Annotated in this window: 14 protein-coding genes; 6 read left to right on the top strand and 8 right to left on the bottom strand. The window is 50.7% G+C overall.

What is annotated here, in order from left to right; translation table 11 throughout:
- Positions 1 to 14: 14 nt before the first annotated feature.
- Positions 15 to 944: a carbon-nitrogen hydrolase family protein gene (locus ACFSUS_RS16140; protein WP_381524307.1), complete on the bottom strand. Its 930-nt coding sequence runs from the start codon at positions 942 to 944 to the stop codon at positions 15 to 17.
- Between the two features lie 99 nt (positions 945 to 1,043).
- A complete protein-coding gene (locus tag ACFSUS_RS16135) occupies positions 1,044 to 2,126 on the bottom strand; it encodes a tetratricopeptide repeat protein (protein ID WP_381524305.1) in 1,083 nt (360 codons plus the stop codon).
- A 39-nt stretch (positions 2,127 to 2,165) separates the two neighbouring features.
- Here ACFSUS_RS16135 and ACFSUS_RS16130 point away from each other — a divergent pair, with 39 nt between their 5' ends.
- The 3 genes from ACFSUS_RS16130 (at position 2,166) to cobA (ending at position 5,577) form a co-directional block, all read left to right on the top strand.
- Complete coding sequence (locus ACFSUS_RS16130; protein ID WP_381524304.1) at positions 2,166 to 2,417, top strand: hypothetical protein; 252 nt, start codon at positions 2,166 to 2,168, stop codon at positions 2,415 to 2,417.
- A 175-nt stretch (positions 2,418 to 2,592) separates the two neighbouring features.
- On the top strand, positions 2,593 to 4,743 hold the full coding sequence (locus tag ACFSUS_RS16125) for a nitrite reductase (protein ID WP_381524302.1): 2,151 nt from the start codon (positions 2,593 to 2,595) through the stop codon (positions 4,741 to 4,743).
- A gap of 60 nt (positions 4,744 to 4,803) precedes the next feature.
- Positions 4,804 to 5,577 carry a uroporphyrinogen-III C-methyltransferase gene (gene cobA, locus ACFSUS_RS16120; RefSeq protein ID WP_381524300.1) on the top strand — a complete coding sequence of 258 codons (774 nt, stop codon included), beginning with the start codon at positions 4,804 to 4,806 and terminating at the stop codon, positions 5,575 to 5,577.
- Between the two features lie 91 nt (positions 5,578 to 5,668).
- On the opposite strand, the gene ACFSUS_RS16115 is transcribed toward cobA, so the two are convergent.
- The gene (locus ACFSUS_RS16115; RefSeq protein WP_381524298.1) at positions 5,669 to 6,721 is read right to left on the bottom strand and encodes an LLM class flavin-dependent oxidoreductase; all 1,053 of its coding nucleotides are present in this window, start codon (positions 6,719 to 6,721) and stop codon (positions 5,669 to 5,671) included.
- A gap of 231 nt (positions 6,722 to 6,952) precedes the next feature.
- Between ACFSUS_RS16115 and ACFSUS_RS16110 the strand changes: the two genes are divergently transcribed.
- Together ACFSUS_RS16110 and ACFSUS_RS16105 are read left to right on the top strand one after the other, a co-directional pair.
- A complete protein-coding gene (locus ACFSUS_RS16110) occupies positions 6,953 to 7,903 on the top strand; it encodes an NmrA family NAD(P)-binding protein (RefSeq protein ID WP_381524296.1) in 951 nt (316 codons plus the stop codon).
- A gap of 188 nt (positions 7,904 to 8,091) precedes the next feature.
- The gene (locus ACFSUS_RS16105; protein ID WP_381524294.1) at positions 8,092 to 10,962 is read left to right on the top strand and encodes a family 78 glycoside hydrolase catalytic domain; all 2,871 of its coding nucleotides are present in this window, start codon (positions 8,092 to 8,094) and stop codon (positions 10,960 to 10,962) included.
- Positions 10,963 to 11,023: 61 nt separating this feature from the next.
- On the opposite strand, the gene hisS is transcribed toward ACFSUS_RS16105, so the two are convergent.
- The gene (gene hisS / locus ACFSUS_RS16100) at positions 11,024 to 12,391 is read right to left on the bottom strand and encodes a histidine--tRNA ligase (protein ID WP_381524292.1); all 1,368 of its coding nucleotides are present in this window, start codon (positions 12,389 to 12,391) and stop codon (positions 11,024 to 11,026) included.
- Between the two features lie 116 nt (positions 12,392 to 12,507).
- Between hisS and ACFSUS_RS16095 the strand changes: the two genes are divergently transcribed.
- Positions 12,508 to 12,663, top strand: coding sequence for a hypothetical protein (locus ACFSUS_RS16095; RefSeq protein ID WP_381524290.1), 156 nt, complete (start codon positions 12,508 to 12,510; stop codon positions 12,661 to 12,663).
- A gap of 39 nt (positions 12,664 to 12,702) precedes the next feature.
- Here the strand turns inward: ACFSUS_RS16095 and ACFSUS_RS16090 are convergent, their stop codons facing one another.
- The 4 genes from ACFSUS_RS16090 to hemL all read right to left on the bottom strand — a co-directional run bounded on the left by ACFSUS_RS16090 (position 12,703) and on the right by hemL (position 16,135).
- Positions 12,703 to 13,032 carry a hypothetical protein gene (locus ACFSUS_RS16090; protein ID WP_381524288.1) on the bottom strand — a complete coding sequence of 110 codons (330 nt, stop codon included), beginning with the start codon at positions 13,030 to 13,032 and terminating at the stop codon, positions 12,703 to 12,705.
- Positions 13,033 to 13,104: 72 nt separating this feature from the next.
- A complete protein-coding gene (locus ACFSUS_RS16085; protein ID WP_381524455.1) occupies positions 13,105 to 14,112 on the bottom strand; it encodes a glycosyltransferase in 1,008 nt (335 codons plus the stop codon).
- Positions 14,113 to 14,204: 92 nt separating this feature from the next.
- Complete coding sequence (locus tag ACFSUS_RS16080) at positions 14,205 to 14,846, bottom strand: HAD family hydrolase (RefSeq protein WP_381524286.1); 642 nt, start codon at positions 14,844 to 14,846, stop codon at positions 14,205 to 14,207.
- On the bottom strand, positions 14,843 to 16,135 hold the full coding sequence (hemL, locus tag ACFSUS_RS16075) for a glutamate-1-semialdehyde 2,1-aminomutase (protein WP_381524284.1): 1,293 nt from the start codon (positions 16,133 to 16,135) through the stop codon (positions 14,843 to 14,845). The genes ACFSUS_RS16080 and hemL overlap by 4 nt, the downstream gene beginning before the upstream one ends.
- Positions 16,136 to 16,172: the final 37 nt, after the last annotated feature.

The raw sequence follows: 16,172 nt of genomic DNA, 5'->3' as shown, positions 1-16,172 counted from the left end.
CGTAAAATAGTTCGCTATACTCGTAACATTGGTGGTTGATTGGTTACCTGCAGTTGAAAGACATCCGGTCGGGCGTAGTGGCCTACTGGATCAAAATCGAGTTTGCTTTTCGCCAGGGTCGTAAAATCAAGTTCTGCCGTTAACAACCCTTCTTCATTCCATAAGGGGCCGGCCAGCAGTTCCCCCAAAGGAGAAATAATTACACTACCTCCACTGCTCATAAGAGCCGGTTCATCTAGCAGGTCAGCCTGATAGCGTTCGGGATAATCGGTTTTTTGGACAAACTGATTACTGGCCAGAACAAAACAACGCCCCTCTAGCGCAATGTGCTGCATAGTGGCCTGCCATGACGTCCTAGCATCAGCTGTCGGCGCCAGGTAGATTTGAATGCCCTGCTGATACAAAGCCGTTCGGGCCAGGGGCATGTAATTCTCCCAGCAGATAAGCCCACCAATCTTCCCTAAATCCGTGTCAAAACTAAGGAGTGTACTTCCATCACTTTCACCCCAGATATACCGCTCCAGTCCCGTTGGTTTTAACTTCCGGTGCTGCCCGAGAAAACGGCCCTTTTGATCAAAGTAAAACAAGGAACAGTATAACGTCCCTCCTATTGGGTCTCGTTCCGTTACGCCCAGCGCCACAAACAAGCCTGATTTCCGGATAGCCTCGCTGATTCGGGTCGTATGCACAGACTTCGCGTCAATACTATTCGCCCAGTAATCTAACCACATCGTCCGGCCCTTTTCGGTTCGTCGGCCGATGATAGCGTCAAAGGTTAAGCCCCGTGGGTAACCCGGAATGAATGACTCCGGAAACAAAACGAGTTGACATCCAGCTTGGGCCGCTTTCTCTAGCCACTCAATGACCAGATCAACACTTCGTTCTATATCAAATAGTGCGGGGGTAGCCTGCACAACCCCCACTTTCACGTTTTTAAACTCCATCCTATTCCGGTTTACGGTTACAAGTGAGGTTTTCGGTACACGCGGTTCTCGCTGATCTTATTTGGGAAAGTAAAATAAGCCATTCAAGAAACGGGTTCATTAGCGACAGGCTTTCTTGCGGGCGGTAGCAGCCTGTTCGTCGCCAGCGGATTCGCCCCGTCGCCAGGCTTCGCAGGCGCCTGTGGCGTTTCCAACCGCTAATTCCGCCGTTCCTATATAATAATAAAGCTGGTCGACGGACGCATCTATTTTTTCAGCCTGCCGAAATTCGGTCAGCGCTTTGGCTGGTTGCACCTGATCGAGAAAATAGATCCCCAGCGTTCGGTGTGCCCAGGCATTCTGATTATCTAACCGGAGCGACTCCTGAACGAGAGGGAAGGCATCGGCCGGCCGGTGCAACATCAACAGTAAGTAGGCTTTATTGTTGAGGTAGTATGGCTGGTTGGATTTGATAGCCAACGCCCGTTCCACGTAAGCCAGTGCTTCGGCGTACTTACCGGTTCGGGCAAGCAACAAACTTTGGTTGTTCAAAGCGGCATCCTGCTTGGGGTTCAGCTGCAACGCGCGCTGGATATCGTGTTCGGCCTGTTCGTATTGTTTCTGGCTGTAATACAAGGCTGCTCGGTTTGTCAAAGCCTCAACATTATCAGGATCAAGCTGGATAGCCCGGTCATAGGCCGACTGCGCCAGAGCCGGATTATTAAGCCGGACGTAGGTATCCCCCAGTCGGGTCTGGTAAAATGTAGAATCCCGATACTGCTTTTCGATGCGTTGCAAATCCGCCAGACTTCCGGTGGCGTCGCCTGTTTCCAGTCGAACCTCGGCGCGATTAAAATAAGCAGTACCAAAATCGGGGTCAGTTTCAATCGCTTTAGTATAGTCAGCCAGAGCCCCCTCCCGATCATCGTTCCGGAATTTGGCTAAACCCCGATTGTTGTACGCATCGGCAAAATCATTCTTCTTCTCAATAGCCTCCGTATAGTACCGGATGGCTTCCCGGTACTCTCGTTTCTGCAATTGGACATTACCCCGCAGAAAGAATTGAGCGGCTTCGTCGCTGCTCTTGGTGCAGGAGAAAACAATAAGTGCTAAAGAATAAATGATCAGCAATTCGACAACAAGTGGACGAATCGAGTTACCTACCTTTGTTATACTATGTCGACCTATTGAAAAATCATTCATCATGTATAATCGCACCGGCGAACCGGTCATTAATAACTTATGCGTTTCGTTCAGGATATTCCACATCCCCAATTTCGTATCGGCTTGTACGCCTGGAACGGCAAATATATTGTCAAAATTGAAGCCGGTCCTTATGAACAGACCTACAAGGTCAGTGAAATGGACCTGTCGACTCCCGAGGACATAACAACAATGCTGGATAATGAATTCTTGAACCAAGTACGTCAACGCTTTCAGGATATGGACGCTGACTGGCAGGCCACCGGCGAACGTAATGATATCTTCCAGTAGTTAGGAGCCTGGCCCAGTATAACTGGAGCTTATGGCCTATAACCATAAGTTGGGGGAAGGGCGAACTTAAGGAGCCTGGAAAAGCTTTATACTTGTGCGAACATACAACGCCGGATACCTCCGGCGTTTCGTTTTAAAGAATAAGTTGATTAACTCTATAGACTAATATATAATCATGTCTATCCAGCTCACCGACAACGTAAGTCCGGCCGCCCGACGCGACATCCTTGATCTCGAACAGAAGATTTCATCATTTCGCTCGGGGGACATTCCTGACGAAGCATTCCGCAAATTCAGATTGACGCGGGGTGTTTATGGCCAACGGCAACCCGGCGTGCAAATGATTCGGATTAAACTGCCGCACGGCCGCATTACAGCTGATCAACTGATTCGTATTGCCGATCTGTCGGATAAATATGCAACCGGCAACCTCCACGCGACTACCCGGCAGGATATTCAGCTTCACTTTGTGAAGCTAGCCGATTCTCCTCAGCTTTGGGCGGATCTGGAAGATGCGGGTATTACGTTAAAGGAAGCTTGTGGTAATACGGTTCGGAACGTAACGGGTTCAGCTCGTGCGGGCGTTGATCCGACCGAACCCTTCGATATTACGCCTTACGCTTACGCCGTTTTTGATTATTTCCTGCGGAATCCGATCTGCCAGGATATGGGTCGTAAGTTTAAGATCTCTCTTTCATCCAGTGAGGCCGATTCGGCCTACGGCTACATGCACGACGTTGGCCTGGTTCCGCGTATTCGGGACGGCAAGCGTGGCTTTAAGGTGATGCTGGGCGGTGGCCTCGGGGCTCAACCCTTCCCGGCTCAGACCGCAACCGAGTTTCTGGAAGAAGATCAGGTTATTCCGTTCATTGAGGGTGTCATCCGGGTATTTGACCGCTACGGCGAACGCGTTAAGCGCCACAAAGCCCGCATGAAATACTTACTCAACGACATTGGTTTAGACGAACTGCTGCGTCGGGTAGACGAAGAACGGCCCGCTCTACGTGTACAATCTTTTCAAATTCCGACGAATGGCGAAAATGATGTTCCTGCAACGTTACCAACATTCCTATCAACACTGACCGACCGTTCGGCTGTCGAAAACACAGCTAAGTACCAGGCTTGGTATAAAACAAACGTGTTCGAGCAGAAACAAGCGGGGTGGTACGCCGTACAGTTACGCGTTCTTCTGGGTGATATGCATGCAGACACGGCGCGGGCGTTGGCACAAATTGTGAAGCAGTATGCCGCCGATGATATTCGCGTAACCGTTAATCAGGGTTATCTCCTCCGGTTTGTCCGTCCTGACAATTTACCAGCCGTATTCCAAGCCCTGGATGCACTGGGGCTGGCCGAGCCCGGATTCGACACCACGGCCGACATTACGACCTGCCCCGGTACGGATACCTGTAACCTCGCCATTTCGAGTAGTTATGGAATCACCCGTGCTCTGGAACAAATGATGCACGATGAGTTTCCGGATCTGGTTTTCAATGACGATATTAAGATTAAGATCTCGGGTTGCATGAACGGCTGCGGCCAGCACTCGGTCGCCAACATTGGTTACCACGGCTCCTCGCTGAAGAATGGTGCTTATGTGTTACCGGCTCTTCAGGTGCTGCTTGGTGGTGGATTTAACGGCAAAGGCGAAGGTTTGATTGGCGATAAAGTCATTAAGATTCCAACCAAACGGGGGCCCGATTCACTGCGGCTGTTGCTACGCGACTACGAAGCGAATGGCTTTGATGGCGAGTACTATAGCGATTACTACGCCCGCCAGGGCAAAAATTATTTTTACCAATTGCTCAAGCCGCTGGCCGATCTGAAAACCCTCGTCGACACCGATTACATCGACTGGGATCATACAGAACAGTACGTTACGGAGGTTGGTGTCGGCGAATGCGCCAGCGTATTGATCGACCTCGTGGCAACAACCCTGACCGAAGCGGGTGAAAAACTGGGCTGGGCCCGCGAAGCTTTCTCGGAAAGCCGCTGGGCCGATGCGCTCTATCATGCCTACAACGTGTTTATCACCGGTGCCAAAGCGGGTCTGATGAGCCGGGATATTTCGACCAACACCCAGCATGGCATTGTCAGTGATTTCGATAAAACCTTCGCTGGCGAAGTCGACTTTCACAAAGCCGAAGGCGACTTCAAGACGTTGGTATTCAGCCTAAATAAGCAGGAGCCATCCGAACTGTTTGCCCGGCAGTTTATCGCGCAGGCCGAAGGCTTTTTACAAGCCATTCAGGCTTATCGTGAGACACAGGTTATCCAGGAAGGCGCTCCACACTTGCAGGAGCTAAGCCAGGCACACGACAGCTGATGTAAAGAGTGAAAGAGCGTTTGGCTACCCCTCACTCTTTCACTCATTCACTCTTTATCTATGAAACTTACTCTCGTTGGAGCGGGTCCGGGCGATCCGGATCTGATAACGGTTAAAGGCATTCGGGCGCTGCAACAGGCGGATGTCGTTATGTATGACGCGCTGGTGGCACCGGAGTTACTGGATTACTGCCGACCCGATGCCCTGAAAGTGTACGTCGGCAAACGGCGGGGTGCGTACTCGTGCATGCAGGAAGATATTAACCCCCTCATCGTACATTACGCGCAGCAATATGGGCATGTTGTGCGGCTCAAAGGCGGGGATTCGTTTGTGTTTGGACGCGGCTTCGAGGAAATGGAATACGCGAAGCAATTCGGTATAGAAACCGAGGTAATCCCCGGTATTTCCAGCAGTTATGCCGTACCAGCTTCGGCGGGGATCCCACTTACGACGCGCGGTGTTTCCGAAAGCTTTTGGGTAGTTACCGGCACAACCAAAGCCGGTCAGCTATCGGCAGATTTGCAGTTAGCAGCTCAATCAACAGCTACGGTGGTTATCCTGATGGGCATGCACAAGCTAGCGGAAATCACGTCTTTATTTACTCAGGTCGGTAAGTCAGAAACCCCTATTGCCATTATTCAGCATGGAACGCTTCCTGACGAACGCGTTGTTGTAGGACGCGTTGCGACCATTCTTGAAAAAGTGGAAGAATCCGGGCGTTCGGGCGAGCCGATTGGCAATCCAGCCGTGATTGTTATTGGTGAAGTAGCCGGGCTACCAAACGGAACCTATCAGCAATTTATCAACGCCGTTACCACTCAGGCCGAGAACTAGAATGAGTAAAACCCAGCGGTATGGAGGTTTACACAGACAACAAAAAACCTTGTGAACTCTGTGATGCCTCCATACTGCTATGTTTAAGAGATTATATACTGCTTACAGCACTTGCTTCTAGCGCCTTTCTAACGGCCGGTGCCACAACAGTGCCTAACAGCTCAATCGACCGCATTACGTTGGCGTGAGGCAATGTACCCACACTGATGTGCAGTAAGAAACGAGTGAGGCCAAACAACTCGTGCTCCCATAAAATCTTATCGATCACCTGCTGCGGACTACCAACCAGCAATGAACCCTCGGGCGAGCGCATGAATTCAAACTGCGCTTTACTCATGGGCGCCCACCCTCGCTCACGACCAATCTGGCTCATCACGTAGGCATATGGCCCATAGAACTCATTGGCTGCCTTCTGAGAATCATCTGCAATGTAGCCGTGTGAGTGAACACTCAATTGAAGCTTGGCCGGATCGTGGCCAACTTTTGCCCAAGTGTCTTTGTAGAGCCTGGTAAAAGGCACAAAACGTTCCGGCATACCTCCGATGATGGCCAAGGCCATTGGCAGACCGTAATTGGCAGCTCGGACGACAGATTCGGGCGTACCGCCCACCGCTACCCAGATCGGCAATTCAGATTGATACGGTCTTGGATAAACACCCCGGTTATCAATGGAAGCCCGGTGGTGTCCCTGCCAGGTGATTTTCTCGCTTTTGTTCAGCTTCACCAGCAGGTCCAGCTTCTCGGCGAATAGTTCGTTATAGTCGTTCAGATCATTCCCAAACAAGGGAAACGACTCGATAAACGAGCCACGTCCGGCCATGATTTCCGCCCGGCCCTGCGACAGCAGATCCACATGCGCAAAGTCCTGAAAGACGCGCACCGGGTCGTCTGAACTAAGTACCGTTACGGCGCTCGACAGCTTGATCTGCTTTGTTTTAACGGCTGCGGCTGCCAGGACAACCGCCGGCGACGACACGACAAAATCGGGACGGTGATGCTCCCCGATGGCGAATACATCTAAACCAACCTGATCGGCTAGTTCGATTTCTTCCATTAGGTTCATCATCCGTTCATAGGGACTTAATAGCTTACCCGTAGCGGGATCGGGCGTATTTTCGACGAAGGTGGAGATTCCTAGTTCCATAATTGATGTAGCTACATCTTTTCTGGCATAACACAGAATCAGTGGCAAAACGTTGCAAAAGGGTTTCATTTGCGTTATGCTGTGTGTATGCCAATATGCCGTGGCCAGCGCATGTCGTACTACTTTACACATTGAATCTTCTCCTTATAACCTTTGGGTTAATCACACAGTTGCTTCCTCGACGGAGAGATAACTTTTTGTTACACCGAAAAGCCTTTAGGAACGATAAGTATGGTTTTAACAGCCGTAGACCGCGGAAACGATATCAATGACACCCTTACGTCAACCAATAAAACTATTGTCTTGGCAGGCGCCACCGGTGACCTCGGATTTCGTATCGCTCAACACGTACGTCAACGGGGAGCCATCGTGAAAGCATTGATTCGTAAGGGAAGCTCTAGCTTAAAAGTCGCTTCGTTACGCAATCTGGGCGCAACTATCGTTGAGGTCGATTTTACTAATATTTCGGAGCTGGCCCAAGCCTGCTTAGGTGGGTCCTGCGTTGTTTCAGCGGTGTCAGGCCTGCGAGACGTAATTGTAGAGACGCAGACTAGCTTGCTTCAGGCGGCTGTAGAAGTGGGCGTTCCCCGGTTTATTCCGTCTGATTATTCAATCGATTACACCAAGCTTCCCAGAGGTGCCAACCGCAACCTCGACCTCCGCCGGGAATTTCAGGAACGGCTCGATCAAGCGCCCATCGCGGCCACCTCCATCTTCAATGGTATGTTCATGGACTTGCTGACGGGTCAGGCTCCGGTTATTTTGTTTGGACTGAAGCGGGTCGTCTACTGGGGTGACGCTGATCAGCCACTGGACTTCACAACCGTCGACAATACGGCCGCTTACACCGCTACGGCTGCTCTCGATCCCTCTACGCCCCGCTTCCTGCGAGTAGCTGGCGAGGTGGCAAGCATTCGGGGCTTACAAAGGGCCGCGAGTGAAGCCACCGGAACGCCATTTAACTTACTCCGCGCTGGTGGCCTGGGCGTGCTCAGTACCCTGATTAAGGTGACCCGTACCTTATTTCCGCAAAAAGACGAGGTATTTCCGGCCTGGCAGGGCATGCAATACCTCCACAACATGTTTACCGGCCTTCCCAAGCTGACCCCTCTGGACAACAACCGCTATCCAGACCTTCAATGGACAACCGTGCGGGACGTACTGGCGAAACGCCCATCCTGATCAAAGCGAAGCGTTGCCTTCGATGTTGTAGCCAGGCGTTGCTAAGGATAGCACTTCGTGCATGAGGCACTTTTGCAAACGCAGTCTTCTCTTGATACAGTAAGAAATAGGGCTGGTGGGCTTCTTTACCCGTGCTGCGTGACATGTCAGGCAAATCGTTTTTGAACCTTTCCGACGAGTACCCTATAATGAACTGGTTAACAAGAGTATATTTTTTCCTTTGTTTTCTACCTTCAACCGGCCTAATCGGTCAACCACAGGCCAGCTCGGCCGTTGAACTGCGTTGTAACTTCTGGACCGAGCCTTTAGGCGTTGATGGAACGAAACCGATGTTGGGCTGGACCATTAAAACCAATTCCCATCGAAGAGCCATGCGCCAGTCGGCCTATCAGGTGCTGGTGGCCAGCTCATCAGCTCTGCTCAACCAGCATACGGGCGACGCCTGGAACTCGGGCAAGGTCAAGTCAACTGCTATGGGCCAGATCGAGTATAAAGGTATAGCCCTTCAGTCCAGTAAAAAATACTGGTGGAAAGTTAAAATCTGGGATGAAAAAGGAATTGAATCGGCTTGGAGCGAGCCCGCCAGCTGGACAATGGGAATTTTGGAGCAGCAGGATTGGCGAGCAAGTTGGATTTCGGCACCCGGTGCCGAAAAATACGCGCGTACGTATGCATCGGCTCGCCTGGATTTCAGAGTAAGCCGGGAACTGCCCGAAACCTGGGCTAATCAACCCCGCCCCGATGATCCGAATTATTCATCCATGCTGCTTCGTAAAGAGTTTGTAGCCGATGCGAAGCTGGTTCGGGCGGTTGTACACGTATCCGGCCTTGGGCAATACGAGTTATCCATTAATGGGCGAAAAGTTGGGGATTACCTGTTGTCGCCGGGCTGGTCCGATTACCGAAAAACAGTGCTTTATGATACCTACGATGTAACCCGGCAGATCAGAACCGGCCCCAACGCCATTGGGCTGATTCTGAGCAATGGCATGTACAATATTCAGCCCGATTCGATCAGGTACGTTAAGTTTCTTAATTCGTACGGCCCGTTAAAGGCCATCGCGCATCTACGGCTTGAATACGACAACGGCACCGTTCAATTCATCGGCACCGACAACACCTGGCAAGTCTCGCCCGGACCGGTAACTTACATGAACCAGTTTGGTGGCGAAGACTTTGACGCCCGTTTGCTGCCTGCGGGCTGGAATCGCCCTTCATTCCGGGCAGGCCCCCGATGGTCTAAAGCAATCGTCTATCCTGATACGGGACCCACCCTGAAAGGTCTTTCCTGCTCGGCACCGCCCCTTAAAGCCATTGAAACGTTATCTCCCGTACACGTGAATCAACTCTCGCCTACCGTTTGGGTGTATGATCTTGGCCAAAACGCTTCGATCATGCCGGAGATTACGGTGAAAGGTAAACCTGGCTCCTACGTGCGGATTATTCCCGCTGAGCTGTTAAAACCCGATGGTACGGTCGACCGAAATTCAGCGACTCAGGACGGTATCCGGCCTGCCTGGTGGCAATACACACTGTCGTCCACTAACCAAGAGACCTGGTTTCCGCAGTTTTTTTACCAGGGCGGCCGGTATCTACAAGTAGAGGTTTTTCCGGCCGATGGCGATACGACTTTGCCCCAGCTCGAACAGTTGAGTGGTGTAGTGGTGCATACCTCGGCCGCCCCGATCGGTAACTTCTCCTGCTCAAACGAGTTGTTCAATCGAACCTATTCGTTGGTTCGGTGGGCACAACGAAGTAACCTGGTAAGCATCATCACGGACTGCCCCCATCGGGAAAAAATGGGCTGGTTAGAACAGTATCACCTGAATGGCCCCTCACTGCGGTACAATTTCGATTTGCTGACCCTGTTCGCCAAAGGCATGAACGATATGGCAGACAGTCAGTTGGATGATGGTTTTGTCCCGAACATTGCCCCTGAATTCTTTCACGCCGGCAAACAGATAACCGGGAATGGTTTCAGAAACTCGCCGGAATGGGGAAGCTCGTTTATCATCGTTCCCTGGCAGCAATATCTTTTCTCCGGCGATAAGTCGTTGATTAGCCGGTATTACCCCGCCATGAAGCGCTACCTTGCTTTTCTGGATCATATGGCGAAGGATAATATTCTGAATTTTGGCCTAGGTGATTGGTACGACATTGGCCCCAAAGCGCCCTGGGGATCACAGCTTACTCCGGTTGCGTTTACAGCCAGCGCTATCTACTTCTATGACTATAAAATTATGGCACAGGTGGCTAAAATCATCGGTCAGTCAGCCGATGCGCAACAGTTTGAGGTAAAGGCTGAAGCCATCCGAACCGCGTTTAACAAAGCGTTTTATAAACCCGACGAGGGTATCTACTCGACCGGGTCAAATACGGCCCTCGCCATGCCGCTTTTTTTAGAAATACCTGATCCTCAAAATCGTAAACGCATAATTACCAAATTAGTAGCCGACATTCGCGCCCGCGGCAACTCCTTCACCTCTGGCGATGTGGGTTACCGATTTCTCTTAAAAGCCTTAGCCATGGAGGGCTATTCGGACGTCATTTTTGATATGAATAATCAGTCCGACAGGCCAGGTTATGGTTACCAGCTGAAAATGGGAGCCACCTCCTTAACTGAAAAGTGGGACGCTAGTGTAGGAAGCTTTGGTTCGCAAAATCATTTCATGCTGGGTCAGATCAACGAGTGGTTCTTTAACGACCTGTTGGGCATTGGGGTTGATGCCCAGGGAGCTGGCTTTCGCCAATCCATTATCAAGCCCATGCCAGTTGGCGATCTGACATGGGTAAAAGGCTCCTACCAGACGGTGAGTGGATTGATTTCGGTGGATTGGAAACGTAATGATGACCAATTTCTCCTTAACGTCGCCATTCCTGCAAACACATCAGCAATCGTGTATGTACCAACCGCGAACCAGAACGATGTCAACGAAAGCAACAGGCCCATCAAAAATGCGAATGGCATTCGATTTATAAAGATGGAGGACGGCAAGGCGGTTTACGAGCTTGGATCGGGAAACTATCGATTTGCGTCAACGCTCAGGAAGAAAAGCTAAACTGCCCAAGCCACCCTTGCGATGTCACGTTGGAACGGCTCGGGCAGTTGTCCGGGGTAGATTATCCTTTCACGATCCAAAGCACCTCGTCGGCACCGAGCTTTTTCTGCTCACCGGTCACCATGTTTTTAACCGAGAATTGCCCTGTCTGCACTTCCTCCGAGCCAATCAGCACTACGTACGGAATGCCTTTGGCGTTGGCATAATCCAGCATCTTTTTCACCTTCGACAGATCAGGATAAACCTCGGCCGCTACGTCTGCCCGGCGAAGTTTGGTCAACAAGGGGAGCGCTACTGCCCTGGCGTCGCTATCGAAGGGCACGATCAGCACTTGCGTTCCCTGCCCCGCCGACGCCGGAAACAGGTTCAGCTCGTCCATGACGTCGTAGATACGGTCAACCCCAAACGAGATACCTACACCCGATAAGCCTGGCATACCAAATGCGCCCGTCAGATTATCGTAGCGACCTCCTCCACTGACGCTACCAATTGAAACGCCATTGGCTTTCACTTCGAAAATAGCGCCTGTATAATAGGAAAGGCCGCGAGCCAGAGTTGGGTCAACTTCAATCTGAGGTTTTTCTAAGCCATATTGCTCGACTAACCGGAGCATTTCTTCCAATTCGTCAACGCCCTGCTGACCAATTTGGGATGCATTCAGTTTATGTCTGAAATCATTCCAAATCTCGCTGTTGGTTAATTTTTGGCCTATCCAATCTACTACTAATGTCTCTATTGCCTTTTCCGAAAAACCGCGTTCGCGCAGTTCATCTTTTACTTTTTCGGGCCCAATCTTGTCAAGTTTATCAATAGCAACCGCCAAGGGCCCCTCCTGCCCCGGGGCACCAATAACCTCAGCCATCCCCGCCAGAATCTTTCGGTTATTGACCTTTAGGGTAAAGTCCTGAATGCCCAGGTTACGAAACACTTCGTGAATCATCAGTACAATCTCGGCTTCGCAGATCAGCGAATCGGTACCCACCACGTCGGCATCGCACTGATAAAACTCCCGGTAGCGGCCTTTCTGCGGTCGGTCGGCTCGCCAGACGGGCTGCATTTGATACCGCTTGAACGGCATGGTCAAGCTGTTTCGATTCATGACCACGTAGCGGGCAAACGGAACCGTTAGATCGTAACGCAGGCCTTTTTCCGCAATCTTGGGCGTTAATTTCTTATAGCCCGATGCAATGTCGAGTTCGGTCAGATCCGCGGCAAAATCACCTGAGTTCAGAATTTTAAAGAGTAGCTGGTCACCTTCGTCGCCGTACTTTCCCGTCAGCGTCGAGAGGTTTTCCATGGACGGTGTTTCTAACGGTTGAAACCCAAATCGTTTAAACGTTTGGCGGATGGTGTCAAATATAAAAAGCCGTTTGCGCATTTGCTCCGGCCCGAAATCACGAGTGCCTTTGGGTAAGGTCGGTTTTTGCATAGCGCAAAAATAAGCACTAAGCGTAAAACTCTGCCCTACCATTTACTTTGTCTAATAAAAACACTATTTTTGCGCTCTGATTTTTTGAACTGACACGAATTAACTAAGATACAGTCATGGGAGTAACTGAATTAAAGCGTAAAGGTCGCCGGAACCGCGCCATCGCGAACAATAAAACGGCTGCTATTAAGCAACTGCTACGTAAGCCAATCATTAAGAACGTAGACGTAGAAGCCATCAAGGCATCGTTCTCTGAGAAAAAAGCCGCTTAATCGAGAAGTCGATTGACTGGAATTCAATTTGATCCTCACTCAATCGGGTGAGGATTTTCGTTTTCGGCGCGCCAGATCCCGCTTCTTAAGCTCCCGACGCACAAATCGCCGATAATCCAACTGCACCCGAAAGCGCACCGCCTGCCCAAACAGCGATAATCCTCCATTAACGAGAATAAGGCCGTAAGTTCCCAGTAAAAACCACTGCCGAAACGGTGCTCCAGTCTGTTTTAGGTGACCGGCTTCGCTTACCACGCATAAACCAGCCCCAATAAACATCAGGCTTAACGGAGCTAGAATCAACCACTTTGTCCGGGTACTCATCCGTTTGACCAATCGGCGCCCCGGAGGCTGGGCAAGCTTTGCCATGTGATCTTTGTTATAGTGGGCAGGTACAGGCATAACGCTATCAATCAGCCATTTGTTAACATTTGGATAACATTAGGAAGGATACTCGATGCTTGCGCCAGTTTCTCGAAATCCTTTCGGTTCGCGCAACCGCTTCCAGCCTTCGCTCATGAAACCTACTCCATAGCCAATCAGCTGCACAAAAGCGGCCACGACACTGAGTAAACCGACTGTCAAACTTTTTTCCTGGCGTGTAGCGTCCTGCAAAATCAATACCGAAAACAGCAGTAAGATACCGATGGCCAATCCGAATAGCACCGGGCTGATAAACGCCCAAATAGGTACCGAAAAGACAAACAGGGTGAACAGTGCCGGAAACGTATGAACAAGTTTCAGTTCGTTTGGGTAATAACGGGAAATGTTAATCCGGGCGCGGCCAAAAAACCGAAGCTGACGGAAGAACTGACGAAAGCTCGTTCGGCGTTTGTGGTAGATAAAGGCATCGGGTATGAGTCCAGTCTTAAACCCATGCTCAATGATACGAATGGCAAACTCAATATCCTCCCCCATTCGACTGAGCCTATACCCACCAATGGTTTCCCATACCTTTCGAGACAGACCCATATTAAAGCTTCTTGGGTGATACGTGCCCCCCAGATTTTTCTTGCTGCCCCGAATGCCGCCCGTTGTGAAGGGTGACGTCATGGAGTAACTAATTGCTTTTTGGATTGGGCTAAAATCGGGATGAGCAGTATCGGGCCCACCGTAAGCATCCAGCCATTGATTCTGTACCTGTTGCTCTATAGCGGCAAAGTAATGGGGTGGCACGAGCGCATCCGAGTCGAAGATGACAAAGTAATCGCCCTGTGCTCGCTCAAAACCATAATTTCGGGTGAAGCCCTGCCCCGAATTTTCTTTGAAGAAGTAGTGAATACTCAATTGTCCCTCAAAATCAGCTACCACCTGATCCGCTCTGTTCGTTGAGCCATCTTCTATGACCAGCACCTCGAAGTTCTTATAGGTCTGTCTGGTGAGGCTGTCCAGCAACTCACGCAGCTCATCGGGGCGATTAAAGACAGGAATGATGACAGAATAGAACACGGATAACGCAGATGTCACAGATTAGTACGGATTCATAAACCTACGGATGACATTAATGCGACAAATTATAAGTAATCCGTCGCATCAGTGTTCTATACATGCGCGAACAACCACTCGCGAAACGCGTCTACGGACTTAAACAGATAATCGGGCTGTAGCTTTTGTAACTCCAGCCCATCCGCAGTCGTTGCCCAGGCGGCCGAAGCAATCGGCACACCCGCTTTCCGACAGGCTACTATGTCACTCGGCGCGTCCCCAACGTACAGCACCTCCTCGGGCGTTAGTTGCCAGTCTGCCACAATACGGTTGATATTGCCCGTTTTGCTGTTCATACTCAAATCACCATAGCCAAAGGCACTGAAATAAGGCGTCAGGTTATAGAATTGCAAGGACATTGCCGCACTACGTTGACCTTTGCCCGTTACTAAAGCCAGCTTAACCTCCTTTGTTTGTAGTTCGTCCAACAGAGGCTGAATGCCTGGAAACAGGTCTGGGTAATCGCTATGAAACCGTTCATAATGAGCCAGGTACTCAGCTACTCCCTCATCGTAATAGTCCGGTATCAGCGCTTTTATAGTTCCTTCTTCCGACGGGCCAAACGTGGCAATAATTTCTTCATTACTCACCGGGCGGCCCAACCGCGGCTCAATGGAATGCCGAAACGCCCGAATGCAAAGCGGCAATGTATCGGCTAACGTACCGTCAAAATCAAAGATGACTCCCTTGATGTTCATGCGGCAGATACGGCTTCTAATAAACTTTCTTCATTCGCCTGAATCACCTGTTGGATTAAATCATCAGTCAACACCGTCGATAAAAACAAGCTTTCGAACTGCGACGGTGCCAGATAAACGCCCCGTTTCAGCATGGCATGAAAGTATCGCCCAAACAGCGGTAAATCGCAGGACTTTGCCTCCGCGAAGTTGGTCACCGGGCGCTCCGTCATGAACAGGGTGAACATAGAGCTGATGTGGTTGATGGTATAGTTGAGCCCCGCTTTTTGCAAACCCGCCCGGAAACCGGCGGTTAGTTTTTCGCCAATTTGATCTAGTTGGGTGTACACGTCTGGGTGATCGTTCAGGTGATGTAGCATGGCTAGTCCGGCCGACATTGCAATTGGATTACCCGATAATGTACCTGCCTGATACACAGGACCAGCCGGGGATACAACATCCATAATTTCTTTGCGGCCACCGTAGGCGCCAACGGGCATGCCTCCCCCAATAATTTTACCCATGGTAGTCATATCGGGCACGACGCCAAATCGCTCCTGCGCCCCGCCCTTAGCCAACCGAAAGCCGGTCATCACTTCATCGAAAATTAAAACTACCCCGTGTTTGTCGCACAAATCACGCAGCCCTTCCAGGAAACCAGGCTCCGGTAGCACGCACCCCATGTTACCAACTACCGGCTCCAGAATTAAGGCAGCCACCTGATTTTGGTTATTATCCAGGAGCACTTCCACAGCCGCCAGGTTGTTGTAAGGCGCCGTTAACGTATCAGCCGCTGTAGCTTTTGTGACGCCCGGCGAGTCAGGAATGCCCATCGTGACCGCTCCGCTACCGGCCGCAATCAGAAAAGAATCGCCATGCCCGTGGTAACAGCCTTCAAACTTGATGATCTTGTCGCGCCCCGTAAACCCACGAGCCACCCGGATGGCAGCCATGGTGGCTTCGGTACCGGAGTTCACCATCCGAACCTTCTCAACCGAAGGCACCATATCAATGATTAACTCGGCCATTTCGACTTCCTTTCGGGTTGGTGCCCCAAAGGAAAACGAATGCTGGATGGCCTCACGAACGGCTTTTTCAACTGGCTCGAACGCATGACCCAGAATCATTGGTCCCCACGAATTGATAAGCTCAATGTATTGTCGACCGTCTTCATCGTAAACATAAGGTCCTTTGGCCGACTTAATAAACAACGGAGTACCGCCTACCGCCCGAAACGCACGTACTGGCGAGTTAACCCCACCTGGAATCAGCGTTTTAGCTTTTTCAAATAATTGTTCGCTTGTTGTCATGGTTCAAAGAGCCAACGAATGAACGAGTGAACGAGCG

This window comes from Spirosoma soli, from assembly GCF_042684525.1.
Classification (GTDB): Bacteria; Bacteroidota; Bacteroidia; order Cytophagales; family Spirosomataceae; genus Spirosoma; species Spirosoma soli.
Note: the sequence above shows the minus strand (reverse complement) of the source record. Positions and strands in the feature narration are given on the sequence as shown.